Source organism: Streptomyces hygroscopicus (assembly GCF_026168105.1).
Taxonomy (GTDB): Bacteria; Actinomycetota; Actinomycetes; order Streptomycetales; family Streptomycetaceae; genus Streptomyces; species Streptomyces hygroscopicus_D.
Map to the genome: position 1 here is coordinate 228,015 of NZ_LBMW01000004.1, position 15,771 is coordinate 243,785.

The window sequence follows — 15,771 nt, forward strand, 5'->3', positions numbered from 1 at the left end:
CCACCGTGAGCAGCTGGTTCGAAGAGCGTCGCGCCGACAAGGCGGCTGACGCGAAGCAGCGGCGGGAGGACCGCGCGTTCGAGTCCAAGCTGCGCCGCGATGAACGCCGCGACGACCGTAAGGAGAAGCGCGAGGAGACCGCGCAGCGCCGCCGTGACCGTTCCGCACGCCGCCAAGCCCGCGCCGCCCGGCGGGAGAAGACCCTCACCCCCGGCAACGTGTACCGCAAGGGCACGCTCGGCCTGGTCACCCTGTCGGCGCTGGCGTCGCTGCCCGCGCAGATCATCCACTTCGTCACGATCTCGTGGATGCTGCTGCCCATCGGGCCCGCCCTGGAAGGCGCAGCGTGGGTGATGGCGGCCGGTGTCGCGTATGCCGACGAGCGGAAGCTCGCCCCGTGGGTGCGGTGGCTGCTGCGTGCCCTGTCGATGGGTGCCGCCGGGTTCGCCGCCCACATCAACTATCAGTACGGGCTCAGCCTCGCCGGCAACGGTCTGACTGATGGCCAGGCGCAGATGGTCGGTCTCGGTTTGGCCGCGGTCACGATGGGCGGCCCGCTGTTCTTCGAAGTCCGCCAGTGGGTGCTGACGTTGTCGGCTGCGGCGACGGACCCGAAGCGGCGGGCGGAGGAGAAGGCGCGCGCCAAGCACGAGCGGCGGCGTCGGCGTCATCACCGGACGGTCGCGGACATCGCGGACCGGCTCGTCTCCGCGGCCCCGTTCGGGACGCTGAAGTCGGAGGATGCGTGGACTCGGGCGTGGGCGATTGTCCACGGCACGGACGAGCCCGGCATGACGCCGAGGCTGCACGCCTACGCGGTCCGCTCCGCCCAGGCTTTGGCCGCTGCGCAGGAGCCCGCGCCGATAGATACGAAGACCATCCGGCAGCGGATTCTCGAACACCTGCGCAAGCCGTCAGGGGCCCCGTCGCAGCCTCTGCGATATGTCCTCCCGACGCCTCCCGCGACGGTACTCGGAGTGACCGGAAAGCCGCAGGTGGTTACCGATCTCCCCCCTGCCTCCAAGACGCCCTCGGAGAAGCGCTCCAAGGGGTCCCGGAGGCGGCCTCCGGCGCACCGCCGCAGCAAGGGTGACGCGCTCCCGTTCCACCCCCTCGCCAAGTCGCAGGCAGCCGACACCGCCCGCAAGCACACGGCCGTCAACGGCCACCACCACTAGGAGCCCCGATGGCCACCCCGCAGATGGATGAGCGTCCGCCGCTGACGCTCGTCAAGGACACCCCCGACACGGTCGACGAGCTGATCGTCGAGCCGCGTCCGCGTCCGGCGTGGATGCTGTCCGGGACCGAGCTGCGCCGCCGTCTCGTGTACGCCCGGGACAACGCCGCTGACTTCGCGATCCACCACGCGATGCACACGCCGTACTACCTGGGTTGGTCGGTGCGCGGCTACCGGCGGCTGTGCCTGCGGTGGTGGCATGCCCGGCACGACGACTACCGGCAGCAGATCGCCACCGCGAAGCAGATGCTCCGCGAGGCCAAGGACCTGCCGCGGGGCGAGGCCCGTGCCGCGGCCGAGTCGAAGGCCCGGGCCCTCCTGGACGTGCGGCGCGCCGAGTTCAAGGCGCACAAGAAGAACCACTGGATCCGCACCGGCATCAGCGGCCTGATCGTCGTCGCCGGGACGTCGGCGGCCGTGACCATGGGCAGCTGGTGGATACAGCTCCTCCTCGCCGTGGCGTTCGTGTTCACCGGCGCCTGGTTCGGCCGGCCCGAAACCCCCGCCAGTGCCGCCCCGCAGGCTCCGACCCGCACCAGCCACCTGGGCGAGGAGACGATGCGCCGCGTCCTCGTCGAAGCCGGCGTCGTCCCCGAGAAGCGGGCCGCCGAGATCCGTGGCGTTGGCATCCCGCACGCTGACGGCCCCGGTATCGCTTACGCCGTCGACCTGCCGTCCGGCATTCCCGCCTCGGTCGCGTTGGGTAAGGAGAAGCAGCGGCAGATCGCGTCGGCGCTGGCTGTGCACTCCGACTGGATCGACCTGGACGTGGACCGCGGTCCGGGCAGCAGCGAGTCCCGGCTGAAGGTGTGGGTGTCCAACGGTGACCCGTTCGCCGTGGTGCGCCGCTCTCCGCTCCTTGACCACAAGGGCCAGATCAACACGTTCCGGGACGGCATCGTGGTTGGCTTCGGGAAGCGTGGAGAGCCCCTCACCCTCTGGGTCCGCGACACCAGCCTCCTCGTCGGCGGCGCTACCCGCCGCGGTAAGGGCATGCTGCTCGCGAACATCCTCATCGGTGTCGCCAAGGACCCGTGGGTCAACGTGCGGATCTTCGACGGCAAGGGCACCGCGGAACACAACCCCTACGCGCCGATCGCCGCGACGTTCGTCAAGCGCGCAGCCCAGCGTCTGGCCATAGCCACCGACGCGATCGTCGCCGAGCTGGAGCGCCGCTCCGACCTGCTGGACCAGCACGGATACGAGAAGATCGACGACGAGAACTACGAGGAGGTCATGCAACTCCTGGGCGGCCGGGAAGTGTTCATCGTCGACGAACTCGCGACCTACACCCCTAAGGGCATCAGCCCGTGGGCCGACCGGACGACCGAGAACCTGTCGCAGATCGCCGCCGTCGGCGCCTCCCTCGGCGTACTCCTCCTCTGCCTCACGCAGGTACCCGAGGTGGACGTGGTTCGCGGCCGGCTCCGGCAGAACCACGTCGGTCGGGCGGCCGTGAACACGGAGTCCGGTACGGCGTCGAACACGATCCTCGGCGATGGCATGACCGGTCAGGGCTACGACGCCTCGAAGATTCCGATTGATCAGCCCGGACGTGGATGGCTGGCCACCCCGGAGACTGGCGTCATCGAGTTCCGCTCCTACCTGGTGAAGCCGGAGGACAAGCGGCGGGTGGTCACGGAGGCCTTCGAGATCCGGAAGTCTGCCGGGCGGCTTCCCGGGCAGTGGCGAGACGCGATCGAGGAGCACCTCGTCGCCGAGACCGGGGTCTCCTCGGCAGCGGGCGGGGACCGCGGCAATGGGCGGATAGTTCACGTCGACCTGTTGGAGCGGCTGGAGATCCTCGCCAAGTCGACGGGCCGCGGCAACGTCACGAACGCCGAGGTGTTCGCCGCGTTCGCCGCCGCTGACCCGGCACGCTACGGCCTCAAGGACGGCGAGACCGAGGCCGGTTGGGCGGCGCGGGTCGGCAAGGTGATCCGCGATCAGATCGAGGCCGCTGGGGTCGATCTGGAGGTGAAGCGGGTGCCGACCGAGGACGGGAAGCGCCCGCAGGGCTACCTCCTCGACGACATCCGGACCGCCCGGAATGCCGGAAACAAACCCTGACGGCCCCCTGTCGGGCGGTGGATAGTCGCAGGTCACCGCCCTGACAGGCCCCTGACGCGGGCTGCCATCCGAACCCCGCACAGCCGTTCACTGTCAGCCCGCCGTCAGGGTGCTGACCTGCAGGAATCCAGCCCCGTCAGGGCTGATGACAGCCCGAGATGCGAGGAAGGTCCGGAAGATGCTCACCCTGAAGATCGAGCAGATGACGATCGATGGACACCCGCACCTGTGCCCCGAGTGCACCTCGCCGGCTTTCACGCTCGACGGCCAGGGCTTCATTGACGGCTTCCCAGTGTGGGGCAACTGCTGGTGCGGGTACAGCTGGGAGGACCCGCTGATCACGCTCGGGATCCTGAAGCAGATCGACGCCGCCCGCACTGGCCGGGAGCGCGCGGAGGATGACGACGTCTTCGAGGTCGAGGTCGGCGGTGTGGTCCTCGCCGGGATCCTGCACCCCGACGTGATTGTCGACGACATCCGGCGGGCTGTCCGCGACGTGTACTGGAAGCGGCTGATCAAGCCCGCGATCCGCAAGCAGAAGAAGCGGGCCGTCCGCTCCGTCAAGCGGTCTGGGAAGAACGCGGTCGCCGCCGCCAAGGCCGCAGCGATCGGCGCCGACTACGCCCTTCGGGCCGGCGGCCACGATCCGGACCCCGACTACGAGCCCGAGCCGATCAACCCGTGTGCCGCCTGCGACGGCAAGGGCCACCACGAGATCAAGTCCCGACTGCACAAGACCACGAACGTCCGCTGCTCCGTGTGCCTCGGCACCGGCGAAATCGACTAGGAGACCCAGCCCGTCATGCCTGTTCTGCCCGAGCCGACGCCCACCGCCACCGCGGCCGGGCAGGCCACTAACCCGCTCACCGACGCCGTCATTTCCGCGGCTGTCGACAACGCCATTGAGAAGGCGAAGCGCCAGGGCACCAGCCCCGAGGTCGTCATCGGCAACGCTGCACCCGTCGAGCAGCCGGGCCGTCCGTCGATGTCCCAGCGAGCCGTCGACCTGAACACGACGATCCTGTGCGTCGGCGCGACGTCCCTGCCCGTCGGCGGCATGACGGCGCTTGTCCTGCATGTCCTCGGCACTGTCGACCCCGCCCAGCTCGCTTTGGGTGCTGCCGCTCCGGCTGCGCTCGCCGTGCCGATCCTGGCCGTTGCCCGGCTCATCCGTCGGGCCGGTGAAGCGCAGCCGGACGTGCACCACCACCACTACAACGCGCCCGTCGACCAGCGCACCGTGGAGAGCAAGACCACCGGCATTTTCGCCAAAACCAACAACCGGCAGTCGCGCTAGCCCCTGGTTCAGGGGCCCATGAACTCCCGCCTGGCTTCCGGCCTGTAGGCGGCCCGGGCGGGCTGCAATGCAACACCAACCACCAAGTAGGAGAGTGAGCATGGCATTACAGACCATCGAGCGGGTGACGGGCCGATCGCTCGTCGACCCCGCCTTCTTCGAGCGGCTGTCCCGCCGCGTCGCGAAGAACCACGGCCTGGACGGGGGGACGGCCGAAGCCGTCACGGACCAGGCCCTGGCCTACCTCGCCACGTGCGCTCAGAAGCCGAAGGACGCGCCGTCGCTGTTCATGAGTCGCGCGGTCGACCCGGCGTGGCACGAGTTCATGCTGTACACGGAGCAGTACGACCGGTTCTTCGCTGACCACGGGTGGGAGAAGGTCAACCACAACCCGTGCGACGGCGGGGTGAACGGAGACCAGGTCTACCCGCCCGCGGCCGAAGTGCTCCCGCTCACCGTCGAGGCCATCCAGCAGGCCGGGTACGTCGTGATCCCGGAGCTGTGGCAGGCGGCCGTGGACTGCGAGGACACGTGCGGTGACGACGGCGGTGGCGGCAACCCGCTGCCGACGTGCGAGCACAGCATTTAGGCGAGATCAGGTAGGTGGTGCGGGTCTGTCTCGATAGCGTGGCCGGGCCCGCACCGCCCAGCACACGAGAGAGGCGCAAGGCATGGCGAAGGACCTGACAGGCCGAGGCCGCGTCACGATCTTTCCGTTACTGCACGACTGGGAGACCAGCAGCCGCTGCGTACTCGCCTACACCACCGCCGACAACGGCCTCACCGCTGTCCTCGGCGTCGTCCCCGTCGAAGGCAACACGTTCGAGCCCGGCGACCTGTTCGCGCTCGCCGGACGGCACGGCTTCATCGGCGAGTGGAAAGGCAACCACGAGCAGCGATGCGCCTGCTGGCTCGCCTGCACCGGCTCCGGCTCCCGCACGGTACGCAAGGCGCGCACGATCGACGCCGAGGTGGGATGGACGGTCGACATCGCGCGGGCCGTCGACCTCGACAGCGCGTACTACGGGCACCTTCGGGTTCACGCCGGCCGGATCACGCTCGACGACCCGAAACTGATGGACCAAGCGCGCGCCCTCATTGCGGGCGAGCCGGTGGCGGTCTGACCGTTAGCCCGAAACACCTGAGCCCCGGCCATCATCGGCCGGGGCTTTCGTCGTTGGTGCGGGTACGGCGCGTGCGATCCACCGGTCGCCGCCGATCTGAGCGGGCAGCATGACGGGCACGTACCCCGCCTCCACCAGCTGGGCCAGGCCTTCGACGCACTCGTCCCGGCTGTCCGCCTGCACCCCGATCCGGATCCCCATACCCGCAGTGTGCCGTCCGGGGTGGGGGAGCGGGGCGGGAATCGGGAAGGCGGCTACTCCTTTGGTGTCTCCCGCAGGTCGGTTCGCGCGCCTTGGCCGGGCCGCTGGAAGCTGAGGATCGTGGCGGGCTTCCATACGGGCGATCGGCCGAAGACCTTGTCTGGCTCGGGGAGTTCTCCGCGCCCTCGAGATCGATAGGTGCGGATGGTCTGCGGGCTGACGCCCCAGTGTTCGGCGACGTCGCTGATCGTCCAGTAGTCGGCGTTGGGGTCTGCCATGGCCCGCCTTGTTGTCGGTGTGGTGTCGACAAAGTCTAGCGGCCTCAGCTCCTGGCACTTCGCTGCATTCATGTTGACAAGGTTAGCCGTCTAGGCCTAACCTTGTCTATGTCAGCAAGACGAAGTGGGGGGAAGTTCCAGTGATTGCCAGCAACCAGAAGCGCCGCGCCACCGTCAAGGCCCGCGCCCGCACCAACCGCGCCGCCTCCCGCATCAACCGCCGCGGCAACGGCACCCTCGCCACCCACTGCATCGCCGCCGGCCTCGCGCCGAAGGAGGCCCGCTCCGTCGCCGGAACCCTCCGCAAGAAGGCCAAGGAACTCGGCATCACCGGCCGGACCGCCCGCATCCACGCCGGCCGCCACATGCGCAGCGACTGCCGCCGCTACACCCCGGCCGAGGTCGCCCGCATTGCCGTCATCTACCGCCCCCGCAAGGCCGCCTACAAGGCCGCCGCCGCCCGCCTCGCCCTCGCCGCCTAGGAGAAGTAGAGATGCGCGACATGGCCACCAGGGAAGCGCGGCTGCGCATCATGCGGCTGGCGCGTCAGCGGGACACGCTCAAGACGGTCTCCGGTGTCGAGCAGCGCACTTCCATAAACGACGCCCGCATAGCCCTGTGCATCGCCATGGGCCGGGACATCGACGACATCGACCCCACCTCCGGGCACAGCCTCAGCCGCGAGTCCTACGAGTCCGTCCGCGGGGCCTGGCGGTGGAACATCCAAATGCACGGGTGGAACGAGTGGTGGGAGCGGAACCTCAACGAGGCGCTGGCCTGGTGGCGTGAGCGTCGCCCGGACTTCGTCGACGGCGACGACTGGGACGACTGGCTGGCCGGGATAGCCAAGGAGGACTCACCGTGATGCGCGCCCAGATATCCGGCCTGTGCCTGCTCCTGTCGCTGCTGTTCGCGGTCGTCGTCCTCGCCCCGTTCCACGTGAACGCCGTCACCCCGCAGCCCGCCGCCACCGTCACCGCCCCGTAAGGAACCATCGTGCGCACCTATGCCACTGCCCAGCTGATAGGCGACCGCTCGCACCAGTGCGACGCCACCGCCGTGTCCACCGCCCCGTCCGGTGCCCGGGCGTATGTCCTGCTGGACGGCATCGGCTCCACGGACGAGGTCCGCGACTGGACCCGGCAGGCTGCCCGTCGTCTCGCCCGGGCGGCTGCCCGCCGCGGTGACGCTGAGGCCGGCCTGCGTGCCGTCTACGGCCGGTACGCGGCCGAACCGTGGCGGCAGGGTCCGTGGGCGCGCGAGCCGGAGGCGTGTGCGGTCGTTGCCGTCACCGCCCACGGCAAGCCGCTCACCGTCGCCTGGTGCGGCGATGCCCGCGCGTATCTTCTGACGCCGAGCGGCACCGTCCACAGGCTCACCGCCGACCACAACCTGCGCCGGGTCTACCCGCCCAACGACATCCACGGCGGCGGGAACCGGAACATCGTCACATCCTGCCTCGGCAGCCCGGCATCGGACGACGAGGTGAAGAACCAGTCCGGGCATCCGGCGATCGAAGCCGTGACCCGCTACCCGGAAGACTGCCGGCTCCTCCTCGCCTCCGACGGGGCGTATGAGCCGCACGAGGACGCCGGGCGCCAACTGTCAGATCTCCTCGTCGGCGACCCGCGCGAGACGGCCCGCACGTTCGTGAAGACCGCGGTCGCCCAGGCCCGGACCGCCTACCAGCGCTCCGACAACGCCACCGTCCTCATTGCCGACCTCCGCACCACCAACTGACGAAAGAGAGCCCCATGCCCAACCCTGAGTTCGAACGCGAAGTCCTGTACATCGGCGGCCCGTGGGACGGGCAGACCCGGTGGGAGCCGAAGGCGTTCTTGCCGCCGGCGAACCAGATGCCGAACGGAGAGCGCGGCCTCACCGGGGCGTGGCCGGACGCGTGGCCCGCCGATGAGCCCCGCTACATGCCGGAGATCACGCACGGGGAGAACGGCTGCCAGGTCCGCTACGTGTGGGCCAGGCTCACCGACCCGCACGCCCCGGCCTTGATCGAGCGCCCGGAATCCATCAAGGACTACAGCGACTACGACGACTACGACGAGGAGCCCTGGTGACCGCCCGCCCGCCGCTGACCGCCCGCCTCGCCATCGCCGCCTAGGATCCCGCCGCCATGCAGATCTGTCCCGTCCACAGCACCCTCTCCGAAGCCGACTGCACCGCCTGCCTCCGGGACTTCCTCGGACTCCTCGGCGCCAACGACCTCGTCTCCGTCCGGCCGCCCGGCATCACAGACGACCGTGACCTGCCACTGCCGACAGGCCCGACGTGCGGCGGGATGAACCACGACAGCGCGGGCAACGAGGTCGTGTGCGAGCGCCCGGAACGCCACGAGGGTGACTGCGACGACGGCACCGGATTCATGTGGGACCACGACGAGAACTGCGGCTGCTTCGACGGCCCCGCCCCTGTCTCGCCGCTGGTCGAGCCCCGGCAGCACGACTTCGACGACGACGCGCGCACCTGCCGTCGCGCGGACGACGCCCACTGGCTCGACCGCGACTGGGGCGACGAACCCGACGACCCCAGCGACCACTACCGGTACTGACCCCCGCTCTACGCTCAACCCACCGCCGAGAGGACCTCGCCATGCAGGCTCGACTCGTCTCCTACAACAGCGGAGACAGCATTCCGGTCGGTGCCGCCGCCGAGCTGGACGGCAACTACCCCATCACCGTCACCGCGATCCACCTTGCCTACGACGACGAGGACACCGGCACGGTCACCATCCGGTACGAGTGGGGCGCGGTCGAGGACATCGACCCGGTCCGCCTCGGCGCCTATATCAGCGGCTGACCCGCTCGTCCCACCGCCCCCGAGGCCCGCCCTGTCTGGGTGCGGGTCTTCGGCGTGCCCAGCCTCGAACGTACCGTCACAGATCCATCACACCACTTCCATGTACGGTGCACAGGTTGCATCATCGCCCGATGAACAGAACCCTCACCGCCGCGGCCACCGCGCTCCTCCTCGCCAGTCTCGCCGCCTGCAGCAACAACTCCACCAGCGGATCGAGCGGCAACGACAAGCCCACCGCCGCGCCCGCCGCGAGCACGTCTCTCGACGCCAGCACGGCGTTCACGCAGATCTCCGGCAAGGTCCACGCTGCGAAACTCTCCGACGTCGTCACCGCCGCCAACGACGGCAACCACCTCCTCGGCCGCCCCAACCAGTACACATCGAAGGTCGACTTCACCGACTCCCGGATCAAGGCGTCCGACGTCCAGTACACAAAGAAGGGCGACGTCGACCGGGGCGGCTCGATCGAGGTGTTCGCCGACCCGACGGACGCGCAGGCCCGCGCGAAGTACATCCAAGCCGTCACCAAGTCCATGCCGGCGCTCTCCGAGTACGACTACGTCCACGGGACGGTCCTCGTGCGGGTCTCCCACTACCTGACCCCGACACAGGCCGGCGAGTACAAGGCGGCGGCCGACAGTCTCGGCTGAGCTGCATACTGGCGGCATGAGCGAGCTCGCCGATCCGGAGCCGTGGTCGTGCCCGGGTTGCGGGCGCCGTTGGGAGGATCTGCCGGTCGGCCATCACTGGACGTACTCCGACGGCGGATCCTGCGGCGACGTGACCCGGCCGGTCAGCCCGGCCGAGTTCATGCAGGCGACGAGCAGGGAGCAGCGGTGAGCGGTGTGTACGAGCGTGGTGGTCACGCGTCCGGCGACGTCACGGTCAACGAACTGGCCCCGCCGCCGGAGCTGTTCGTGCAGCGGCCTACGGCACTTGAAGGCAAAGTGGTCGAGGTGCCCGTGGAGGCTCGGATCGCCGCGAAGGCTCTACGTACAGCCTCCGATTGGCTGCCGGACGAGTACCGGGACATGCTCCGGGAAGCCGCCGACGACGCCGAAAGGGACTGGGACGGCGGCTGCTGCCCAGTCTGTCAGGAGACCTGGTGCGACGGCGGATGCCCGCTGGAAGAGGTTCGCGCCAAGATTCTGAAGGGCCAGCGATGAGCGACACGACCCGCATGTTGGCGTGGCTGCGGGAGACCCTGGACGCCGCTGAGCAGGCGGCGCAGGAACTGGAGCGATGGACCCATGGCGCGCCGTTCGCGGCGTTCATGACCGATCCAATCATCGGCCCCTTCGGCGGCCAGGACCGAATCCGGAACTTCGCGACAGGACAAGCCGTAGCACGCCTCGCCGACCCCGCCGCGGTGCTGCGCCGGATCACCGCCGAGCGGAAGACCATCGCCGACTGCACGCGGGTCCTGGACAACGACCACTGGGGCGAGACCGCGTACCTCGCCGAGGACACCATCCTCAACCTCGCCGAAGGCTGGGGCTGGACCGAGGAGACGAGCGGCCAGTAGTCGACGCCCGGCGTTGTCAACCCTCGCGTGCACAATGGCCTCAGCAGCCGCACACGCCCCGGGAGGCCCGCCGTGCCCGCTCCCTGTCCTGGCCCGTGTAACAACGCCTGGCGCCGCGCCGAAACCACCCGCGAACAGACCGGAACCGAACACCACATACAGCCGTCCTGGGGCCAGCCCGCCCAATGCTGGGGCTGCGTCGACCGCACCCGGCAGCAGCTTGCCGAACTCCCCGAACTCCTCACCGCGATCCACCTCGAGGCCCTCTACGGCACCACCGCGAAGCTCACCGGAACCATCGGCCGTGCAGGCACCGTGAGTTGGCCCGGGCAGCCTGCCCGTCTCCTCATCGACCGGATTGTCGGGGAGATGACCGAGCTGCAGACCGACATTCTGAAGCTGCGGAACATCTGGTCCTCCGACTTCGAGCCCGGCCCGATCACGAGCGAGGGCCGTCACATCACCGGCCTGGTCCGCACGCTCGACGCCCACTGGGACTGGGCGATGCAGAACCACCCGGCCGCCGATGAGTCCTACGACCGGGAGAACGCGAACCCGGGCGGCCAGGTGGCTGGCTGGTATCACGCTGCGCTGCGGTTCACGAAGCAGGATGAGCAGCGGGATGTTCAAAGGCTCGCGCCGTGCCCGCGCTGTGAGGGCCCGTACCTGGTTGAGTCCCGTGACCTGCGGCTTGTTGGGGATCGGCCGTACATCGAGTGCAAGGATCCGGACTGCCGTCGAGTGATGACGGGCGACGAGTACGACGCCTACGTCAAGACTCTGACCGGACAAGTCAAAGCTGCAGCTTGACGCAGAGTAGCGTCATGCATGATCCTGGGCGCACGTTCACCATGCTTGAAAGGCCTCGCGCGCACGCGGGGCCTTTCGTGTTGTACGGGCTGTGAGGAGGCTGCCGTGGTTGACCTGTCGGTGGATCTCACGACGACCCGATGGACCGTCGCCCAGGCCGCCGAGGCTGCGCAGGTCACACCGAATGTGGTCCGGAACTGGCGGTATCGGGGCCTGCTGACTGAGGTGGGACGCGACTACCGCGACCGGCCGTTGTTCCTCGCGATCGACGTGATCCGGGCGGAGAAGGCCACCCGGGAGAAAGCACGTCGCACCTACGCCGCAGCCTGACCGCACCACACCGCACGCCAGCTCGGACACCGATGGGGGGTGCCCGATGCTGCGTCGTCTCGCTGTGACTGCCTGCGCGGTGGCCGCGCTGCTGGGCGTCAACGCCACGCCGGCACGGGCCGCCACGCCCGGCTGGCATCGCGTCCTCAACGACAACTTCTCCTGGTCGGTGCCGACGGGCGCGTGGTCGGACTGCGACCACAACACGGACACCCGGCAGGCGTACTGTGGCGGGCTGCCGTCCTACGCGTCCCGTAACTGGTGGGCGTACCCGTCGTCCTGGCCAGACACGGCGACGCAGCGGCATTACGCGGTGGGCGGCTGGTACGACCCGGCCAGCACCCTGTCCGTGTCCGGCGGGCAGCTGCACGTGCGGATGTGGCGGGGCACTGGGTCCGTGCACTCGGCGACCGTCGTACCCAAAGCCGCGATGGGGCTGCGGTACGGCGCCTACGAGGAGCGGTGGCGGGTCTCGCACGCGGCGCCCGGCTACAAGTCGGCCCACCTGCTCTGGCCGAACGACAACAGCCAGTGCTGTGAAGAGGACTTCCCTGAGGGCGACTGGGACAGCAGCATCAGCGGCTACAACCACACTCCCGCGGGCGACAACCTCACCGCCGCCGACACGAGCCGCACCTGGACGACGTGGCACGTCACGCGCATCGAGTGGAAGCCCGGCAGTGTCCGCTACTTCCTGGACGGCCGCCTGGTCGACTCGACCACTCAGGACGTGCCGAACTCGCCCATGAATTGGGACATTCAGAATGAGTCGTCCCTCGACGGCGAGTCCGCGGCGCCCAACTCGTGGGCGCAGATGGACATCGACTACGCCCGCGTCTGGTCCTGGTCCTGACCGATACTCCCCGCCGTGTGCCGCCGTTCGCGTCTGGCCGGTGGGGCGCCCGCCTCGAGGGTGGCGGGCACCACCTCGCGGGCCCGGTCCCACGCAGCCGGGCCCGCGAGAACAACCAACACCACAACCACTAGGAGCACCACCATGTCCGAAACCACGAAGCTTGGGATGCGCGAGTACCGACTCATGGTCGGGACGGTCGGCGGAGGCATCTCCAACATGCAGCCGTTCAGGGTGCGCGCCGCGTACTTCAAGGAGGAGGGCACTTTCGTCGTCTTCAAGGACGCCGACAATCAGGCCGTCTACTCCGTCCGCCAGGACCACCTCGTCTCCGTCGAACGCCTCGACGAGCAGCAGTGCGACCAGTCGGATCCCGGAAAGGTGGAGGCGTGATGGCCAGTCGCTACGTACTGCTGCTGTGGCACCTCGACCGTTCTGGCGTCCAGCAGGTGTTCGGCCCCTACGACACCGAAGCCGAGGCCGAGCGCGCCCGCGACGACCTCAAGACGTGGCCCGCGCTGAACGGCGGCCATTGGTCGATCGAACCGTGCACGTCGACCGCCGCTCCGGCGCAGATCGTGCTGCCGACCGCGCCCGAGACGCATCCCTGCTGGCCGCGCCCGTGGTGGCAGAACCCGGTCTCCTGCGACACCTACCTCACCTCGGACACGAACCCGGTACCGTCCGTGAGGGTCGAGTGACCGCCCGCAGCCTCGACGAATGGCATGCGGTCGACGCCCCGTTCACGCCTCTCACGGACTGGGATCCGATCCCCGGCCGTTGTTCCCGCTGCGGCCAGCCTGCGTGGCTCGGCGAGTCCAGGTGGTGGCACGACCTGGCCCCCTGCAAGGACCGCGGACTGCCCGCCGAGTTCCTGCCAGACCCCCGATAGCCCCTGCTGCCCGGACCATCCACGCTGTCGCCGGGCAGCAGGCCACACCCTCACCCTCGGAGCACCCTCATGCCCGACCTCTCCGCGATCCGGCGCGCCCTCGAAAAGCTCCCGGCTACCTGCCGCTACCACGGCGAGAAGATCGACCCTCCCGAGGGGCTGATTCGCCGCGAAGCCTGCTGCGATACCGGCATCCCCGCCATGCGCCGCCGCAAGGCCGAAGAACAACTGTGCGCCCTCGAAATGGAACAGCTCACGCGCGGCGAGATCTCCATCAACGACCTTCGCCGATCCCGCGGCATCACCAACCAACCCTCTTCCTGAACCAGGAGCCCCCATGTCCGCGATCATGGACGAACTCAAGCACGTGGTCACCACCCTCGAAGCGGAGGGCCACGCCCTCGCAGGGAAGGCCCGCTCTGTCCTCTCCCACTACGAGAAGGAAGCCGCGGCCGTCGTCGACGGCGTCCGCCCCGTTCTCGAGGAGCTGCGGACCGCTGTAGTCGCCGACGTCAAGAACGCCGTCGCCGACGTCGAGGCGGCAGTCGCGAAGGTCGAAGCCCTCGTCAAGCAGCCCAACGCCGGGAGCTGATCATCGTGCTCGAAGTGTTCTGCTACACCATCGCGTTCGTTCTGTTGCTGCTCGCCGCGGTCCTTCCCCCGACGGTGCCGCACCGGGACCGGATGGCCTTCGCGGGGCTTGCCCTCTGGCTGCTGCCGACCATGGTGCACGTGCTGCAAGCCCACTGATCAGGACGGTTCGAGTGAGGGCGGTGAGCAGTGACCTCGCTTCCGAACCAGGTGAATTTCGTGACGTCCGCCGGTAGCCAGTGGGCGCAGACGTTCCAGTTCACCGGCGTCGACATCACGGGCCTCGCGTGGGAGTTCGTGATCCGGCCCACCGTCACCGACACGGCTCAGCCGCCGCTGGTCAAGGTGACCCCCACGGTCACGGCGCAAGGGCAGATCACCGTCGACACCGCAGCGAAAACGGTGCAGGTGATCCTCACCCCGGCCGCAACCAGCCTCCTCGGTAAGGGGAGCCGCCCCTACGCGCTCTGGTCCAACCCAGGTGCAGCCTCGGCCACCCCCTGGTGTGCGGGCACCTTCAACACCACGCAGGTGCCGGCACCGTGAGGAGGCTGATATGACCACTCCTGTGGTGCTCGCACTTCCGCCCGTTGTGCAGATCGCCCCGACCGGAGTGCAAGGCCCCCGCGGCAATGGGACCCTCACCGGCACTGGCGCCCCAACACCGGCGACCGGCATTGACGGGGACTACTACTTTGACACCACCAACTACCCGGGCTCCCTGGTCCTGTACGGCCCGAAGGCTTCCGGGGCGTGGCCGGTATCCGGTGTCACCCTCTCCAACGCTGCCGGAGCCCCAGCGGGAGGTGACCTCTCCGGCACGCTGCCCGATCCGCAGGTCGTTGCCACCCACCTGGCCGCACCTCTGCCCATCAGTCAAGGCGGAACTGGATCGGCGACACAAGCGTTCGTTGACCTCACCACCGACCAGACCATCGCTGGCAACAAAACGCTCAGCTACTACACGGTGCTGCAAGGCGGGCAGGTGAATACCGACTTCAGCGTCTACGGTGCGCTCTCACCGGCAGGTACCTTCGGCGCGTTCGGGGCGGCACCGGTTGGTAGGCAGACGGTGACGGGAGCGAAGGGCGGCAACACGGCTCTCGGTTCGGTGATCGCCGCCTTGGCTGCGCTCGGCTTCATCACAGACAACACGACCTGAACTCGCATGACTACCGGAGCACGCCATGGCTATGCGACGCCGACGGCCGTGCCTTAACTGCGGCACGCTTACGCGTAATGCGTCCAGGTGCGATACATGCCAGGCTGCGTGGCAGGCGCGGCAGGACAGGATCCGTGGCACGTCGACGGAGCGTGGCTACGGCAGTCAGTGGCGGCGGCTCGCTGCCGCCGCGGTGGCCAGGCACCGCGCCCTCTACGGCGACTGGTGCCCCGGTTGGCGGCGTGACCCGCACCCCGCGCAGGATCTGACGGCAGACCACGTGCAGCCGCTGGTGCGGGATGGCGTAAGCGTTGAAGGTAATGTTCAGGTCCTTTGTCGATCATGCAATGCGGCAAAGGGGAACCGAACGCAGTGATGATCTTCACCGCCGATAGATCAAGCCCCTGACCTGCGGTGATGGCGTTCCGTGTTCGGTATGTACGCACGGTGACAGGCGTGGGGGGGTGGGTGAAAGTTGATCAAGATGAGCGTCTACGACCCTGCCCCCCGCCCCAAAATTTTGCGTAGGGGTTCCGGGTCATTTTTTGGAAGGGGAGACGGCTTCTGACGCCGTTCCTCGGGCGGTC

The 15,771-nt window shown here is 68.8% G+C and carries 30 protein-coding genes; 28 read left to right on the forward strand and 2 right to left on the reverse strand.

Translation table 11 applies throughout. From position 1 onward, the window contains the following. Positions 1–5: 5 nt before the first annotated feature. The 6 genes from AAW14_RS06605 to AAW14_RS06630 all read left to right on the forward strand — a co-directional run bounded on the left by AAW14_RS06605 (position 6) and on the right by AAW14_RS06630 (position 5,728). A complete protein-coding gene (locus AAW14_RS06605; RefSeq protein WP_265560842.1) occupies positions 6–1,178 on the forward strand; it encodes a hypothetical protein in 1,173 nt (390 codons plus the stop codon). 8 nt (positions 1,179–1,186) lie between these two features. Then, positions 1,187–3,307, forward strand: a complete 2,121-nt coding sequence (locus AAW14_RS06610; RefSeq protein ID WP_265560843.1) for an FtsK/SpoIIIE domain-containing protein — start codon at positions 1,187–1,189, stop codon at positions 3,305–3,307. Positions 3,308–3,485: 178 nt separating this feature from the next. After that, a complete protein-coding gene (locus tag AAW14_RS06615) occupies positions 3,486–4,094 on the forward strand; it encodes a hypothetical protein (protein WP_265560845.1) in 609 nt (202 codons plus the stop codon). Between the two features lie 15 nt (positions 4,095–4,109). Then, positions 4,110–4,604: a hypothetical protein gene (locus AAW14_RS06620; RefSeq protein ID WP_265560847.1), complete on the forward strand. Its 495-nt coding sequence runs from the start codon at positions 4,110–4,112 to the stop codon at positions 4,602–4,604. Between the two features lie 100 nt (positions 4,605–4,704). Then, positions 4,705–5,193: a hypothetical protein gene (locus AAW14_RS06625; RefSeq protein ID WP_265560849.1), complete on the forward strand. Its 489-nt coding sequence runs from the start codon at positions 4,705–4,707 to the stop codon at positions 5,191–5,193. Between the two features lie 82 nt (positions 5,194–5,275). Then, positions 5,276–5,728, forward strand: coding sequence for a hypothetical protein (locus AAW14_RS06630; protein ID WP_265560852.1), 453 nt, complete (start codon positions 5,276–5,278; stop codon positions 5,726–5,728). A gap of 3 nt (positions 5,729–5,731) precedes the next feature. Here the strand turns inward: AAW14_RS06630 and AAW14_RS06635 are convergent, their stop codons facing one another. Together AAW14_RS06635 and AAW14_RS06640 are read right to left on the reverse strand one after the other, a co-directional pair. After that, positions 5,732–5,929, reverse strand: coding sequence for a hypothetical protein (locus AAW14_RS06635; protein WP_265560854.1), 198 nt, complete (start codon positions 5,927–5,929; stop codon positions 5,732–5,734). A gap of 53 nt (positions 5,930–5,982) precedes the next feature. Continuing rightward, positions 5,983–6,207, reverse strand: coding sequence for a helix-turn-helix transcriptional regulator (locus AAW14_RS06640; RefSeq protein WP_265560856.1), 225 nt, complete (start codon positions 6,205–6,207; stop codon positions 5,983–5,985). A gap of 140 nt (positions 6,208–6,347) precedes the next feature. Between AAW14_RS06640 and AAW14_RS06645 the strand changes: the two genes are divergently transcribed. From AAW14_RS06645 to AAW14_RS06750, 22 genes are all read left to right on the forward strand, one after another. Then, complete coding sequence (locus AAW14_RS06645) at positions 6,348–6,689, forward strand: hypothetical protein (protein ID WP_265560858.1); 342 nt, start codon at positions 6,348–6,350, stop codon at positions 6,687–6,689. Positions 6,690–6,700: 11 nt separating this feature from the next. Next, the gene (locus tag AAW14_RS06650) at positions 6,701–7,072 is read left to right on the forward strand and encodes a hypothetical protein (protein ID WP_265560860.1); all 372 of its coding nucleotides are present in this window, start codon (positions 6,701–6,703) and stop codon (positions 7,070–7,072) included. After that, positions 7,072–7,194, forward strand: a complete 123-nt coding sequence (locus tag AAW14_RS06655; protein WP_265560862.1) for a hypothetical protein — start codon at positions 7,072–7,074, stop codon at positions 7,192–7,194. The genes AAW14_RS06650 and AAW14_RS06655 overlap by 1 nt, the downstream gene beginning before the upstream one ends. Before the next feature lie 9 nt (positions 7,195–7,203). Then, positions 7,204–7,947, forward strand: a complete 744-nt coding sequence (locus AAW14_RS06660) for a mucin-2 (protein ID WP_265560864.1) — start codon at positions 7,204–7,206, stop codon at positions 7,945–7,947. Between the two features lie 14 nt (positions 7,948–7,961). Beyond that, the gene (locus AAW14_RS06665; RefSeq protein WP_265560866.1) at positions 7,962–8,282 is read left to right on the forward strand and encodes a hypothetical protein; all 321 of its coding nucleotides are present in this window, start codon (positions 7,962–7,964) and stop codon (positions 8,280–8,282) included. Positions 8,283–8,338: 56 nt separating this feature from the next. Then, complete coding sequence (locus AAW14_RS06670) at positions 8,339–8,773, forward strand: hypothetical protein (protein ID WP_265560868.1); 435 nt, start codon at positions 8,339–8,341, stop codon at positions 8,771–8,773. 41 nt (positions 8,774–8,814) lie between these two features. Further along, positions 8,815–9,021, forward strand: a complete 207-nt coding sequence (locus AAW14_RS06675; protein WP_265560870.1) for a hypothetical protein — start codon at positions 8,815–8,817, stop codon at positions 9,019–9,021. A 131-nt stretch (positions 9,022–9,152) separates the two neighbouring features. Then, on the forward strand, positions 9,153–9,671 hold the full coding sequence (locus AAW14_RS06680; protein WP_265560872.1) for a hypothetical protein: 519 nt from the start codon (positions 9,153–9,155) through the stop codon (positions 9,669–9,671). Between the two features lie 16 nt (positions 9,672–9,687). Beyond that, positions 9,688–9,861: a hypothetical protein gene (locus tag AAW14_RS06685; RefSeq protein WP_265560876.1), complete on the forward strand. Its 174-nt coding sequence runs from the start codon at positions 9,688–9,690 to the stop codon at positions 9,859–9,861. Next, on the forward strand, positions 9,858–10,187 hold the full coding sequence (locus AAW14_RS06690) for a hypothetical protein (protein ID WP_265560878.1): 330 nt from the start codon (positions 9,858–9,860) through the stop codon (positions 10,185–10,187). Before AAW14_RS06685 ends, AAW14_RS06690 begins: the two co-directional genes overlap by 4 nt. After that, positions 10,184–10,546 carry a DUF6221 family protein gene (locus AAW14_RS06695; RefSeq protein WP_265560880.1) on the forward strand — a complete coding sequence of 121 codons (363 nt, stop codon included), beginning with the start codon at positions 10,184–10,186 and terminating at the stop codon, positions 10,544–10,546. The genes AAW14_RS06690 and AAW14_RS06695 overlap by 4 nt, the downstream gene beginning before the upstream one ends. Positions 10,547–10,618: 72 nt before the next feature. Beyond that, entirely contained in the window at positions 10,619–11,356 is a 738-nt protein-coding gene (locus AAW14_RS06700; RefSeq protein WP_265560882.1) for a hypothetical protein, read from the forward strand. Positions 11,357–11,461: 105 nt separating this feature from the next. Then, the gene (locus AAW14_RS06705) at positions 11,462–11,686 is read left to right on the forward strand and encodes a MerR family transcriptional regulator (protein WP_265560884.1); all 225 of its coding nucleotides are present in this window, start codon (positions 11,462–11,464) and stop codon (positions 11,684–11,686) included. Positions 11,687–11,732: 46 nt separating this feature from the next. After that, on the forward strand, positions 11,733–12,539 hold the full coding sequence (locus tag AAW14_RS06710; protein ID WP_265560886.1) for a glycoside hydrolase family 16 protein: 807 nt from the start codon (positions 11,733–11,735) through the stop codon (positions 12,537–12,539). A gap of 144 nt (positions 12,540–12,683) precedes the next feature. Further along, positions 12,684–12,932: a hypothetical protein gene (locus AAW14_RS06715; protein WP_265560888.1), complete on the forward strand. Its 249-nt coding sequence runs from the start codon at positions 12,684–12,686 to the stop codon at positions 12,930–12,932. Next, on the forward strand, positions 12,932–13,240 hold the full coding sequence (locus tag AAW14_RS06720; protein WP_265560890.1) for a hypothetical protein: 309 nt from the start codon (positions 12,932–12,934) through the stop codon (positions 13,238–13,240). The genes AAW14_RS06715 and AAW14_RS06720 overlap by 1 nt, the downstream gene beginning before the upstream one ends. 260 nt (positions 13,241–13,500) lie before the next feature. Beyond that, entirely contained in the window at positions 13,501–13,755 is a 255-nt protein-coding gene (locus tag AAW14_RS06725; protein ID WP_265560893.1) for a hypothetical protein, read from the forward strand. A 13-nt stretch (positions 13,756–13,768) separates the two neighbouring features. Then, the gene (locus tag AAW14_RS06730) at positions 13,769–14,023 is read left to right on the forward strand and encodes a hypothetical protein (RefSeq protein ID WP_265560895.1); all 255 of its coding nucleotides are present in this window, start codon (positions 13,769–13,771) and stop codon (positions 14,021–14,023) included. Positions 14,024–14,028: 5 nt separating this feature from the next. Next, complete coding sequence (locus AAW14_RS06735) at positions 14,029–14,181, forward strand: hypothetical protein (protein ID WP_265560896.1); 153 nt, start codon at positions 14,029–14,031, stop codon at positions 14,179–14,181. 30 nt (positions 14,182–14,211) lie between these two features. Continuing rightward, a complete protein-coding gene (locus tag AAW14_RS06740; protein WP_265560899.1) occupies positions 14,212–14,568 on the forward strand; it encodes a hypothetical protein in 357 nt (118 codons plus the stop codon). Positions 14,569–14,578: 10 nt separating this feature from the next. Beyond that, a complete protein-coding gene (locus AAW14_RS06745; protein WP_265560901.1) occupies positions 14,579–15,184 on the forward strand; it encodes a hypothetical protein in 606 nt (201 codons plus the stop codon). A gap of 31 nt (positions 15,185–15,215) precedes the next feature. Beyond that, positions 15,216–15,560: an HNH endonuclease gene (locus tag AAW14_RS06750; RefSeq protein WP_265561027.1), complete on the forward strand. Its 345-nt coding sequence runs from the start codon at positions 15,216–15,218 to the stop codon at positions 15,558–15,560. Positions 15,561–15,771 lie beyond the last annotated feature (211 nt).

Bases quoted from the DNA above. Each gene is read 5' to 3' on its own strand.
- AAW14_RS06715 (WP_265560888.1), top strand. From the start codon at position 12,684: ATGTCCGAAACCACGAAGCTTGGGATGCGCGAGTACCGACTCATGGTC.
- AAW14_RS06630 (WP_265560852.1), top strand. From the start codon at position 5,276: ATGGCGAAGGACCTGACAGGCCGAGGCCGCGTCACGATCTTTCCGTTA.
- AAW14_RS06680 (WP_265560872.1), top strand. From the start codon at position 9,153: ATGAACAGAACCCTCACCGCCGCGGCCACCGCGCTCCTCCTCGCCAGT.
- AAW14_RS06710 (WP_265560886.1), top strand. From the start codon at position 11,733: ATGCTGCGTCGTCTCGCTGTGACTGCCTGCGCGGTGGCCGCGCTGCTG.
- AAW14_RS06610 (WP_265560843.1), top strand. From the start codon at position 1,187: ATGGCCACCCCGCAGATGGATGAGCGTCCGCCGCTGACGCTCGTCAAG.
- AAW14_RS06615 (WP_265560845.1), top strand. From the start codon at position 3,486: ATGCTCACCCTGAAGATCGAGCAGATGACGATCGATGGACACCCGCAC.
- AAW14_RS06635 (WP_265560854.1), bottom strand. From the start codon at position 5,929: ATGGGGATCCGGATCGGGGTGCAGGCGGACAGCCGGGACGAGTGCGTC.
- AAW14_RS06675 (WP_265560870.1), top strand. From the start codon at position 8,815: ATGCAGGCTCGACTCGTCTCCTACAACAGCGGAGACAGCATTCCGGTC.
- AAW14_RS06750 (WP_265561027.1), top strand. From the start codon at position 15,216: ATGCGACGCCGACGGCCGTGCCTTAACTGCGGCACGCTTACGCGTAAT.
- AAW14_RS06625 (WP_265560849.1), top strand. From the start codon at position 4,705: ATGGCATTACAGACCATCGAGCGGGTGACGGGCCGATCGCTCGTCGAC.
- AAW14_RS06725 (WP_265560893.1), top strand. From the start codon at position 13,501: ATGCCCGACCTCTCCGCGATCCGGCGCGCCCTCGAAAAGCTCCCGGCT.
- AAW14_RS06665 (WP_265560866.1), top strand. From the start codon at position 7,962: ATGCCCAACCCTGAGTTCGAACGCGAAGTCCTGTACATCGGCGGCCCG.
- AAW14_RS06640 (WP_265560856.1), bottom strand. From the start codon at position 6,207: ATGGCAGACCCCAACGCCGACTACTGGACGATCAGCGACGTCGCCGAA.
- AAW14_RS06620 (WP_265560847.1), top strand. From the start codon at position 4,110: ATGCCTGTTCTGCCCGAGCCGACGCCCACCGCCACCGCGGCCGGGCAG.
- AAW14_RS06720 (WP_265560890.1), top strand. From the start codon at position 12,932: ATGGCCAGTCGCTACGTACTGCTGCTGTGGCACCTCGACCGTTCTGGC.
- AAW14_RS06655 (WP_265560862.1), top strand. From the start codon at position 7,072: ATGCGCGCCCAGATATCCGGCCTGTGCCTGCTCCTGTCGCTGCTGTTC.
- AAW14_RS06695 (WP_265560880.1), top strand. From the start codon at position 10,184: ATGAGCGACACGACCCGCATGTTGGCGTGGCTGCGGGAGACCCTGGAC.
- AAW14_RS06730 (WP_265560895.1), top strand. From the start codon at position 13,769: ATGTCCGCGATCATGGACGAACTCAAGCACGTGGTCACCACCCTCGAA.
- AAW14_RS06745 (WP_265560901.1), top strand. From the start codon at position 14,579: ATGACCACTCCTGTGGTGCTCGCACTTCCGCCCGTTGTGCAGATCGCC.
- AAW14_RS06685 (WP_265560876.1), top strand. From the start codon at position 9,688: ATGAGCGAGCTCGCCGATCCGGAGCCGTGGTCGTGCCCGGGTTGCGGG.
- AAW14_RS06670 (WP_265560868.1), top strand. From the start codon at position 8,339: ATGCAGATCTGTCCCGTCCACAGCACCCTCTCCGAAGCCGACTGCACC.
- AAW14_RS06650 (WP_265560860.1), top strand. From the start codon at position 6,701: ATGCGCGACATGGCCACCAGGGAAGCGCGGCTGCGCATCATGCGGCTG.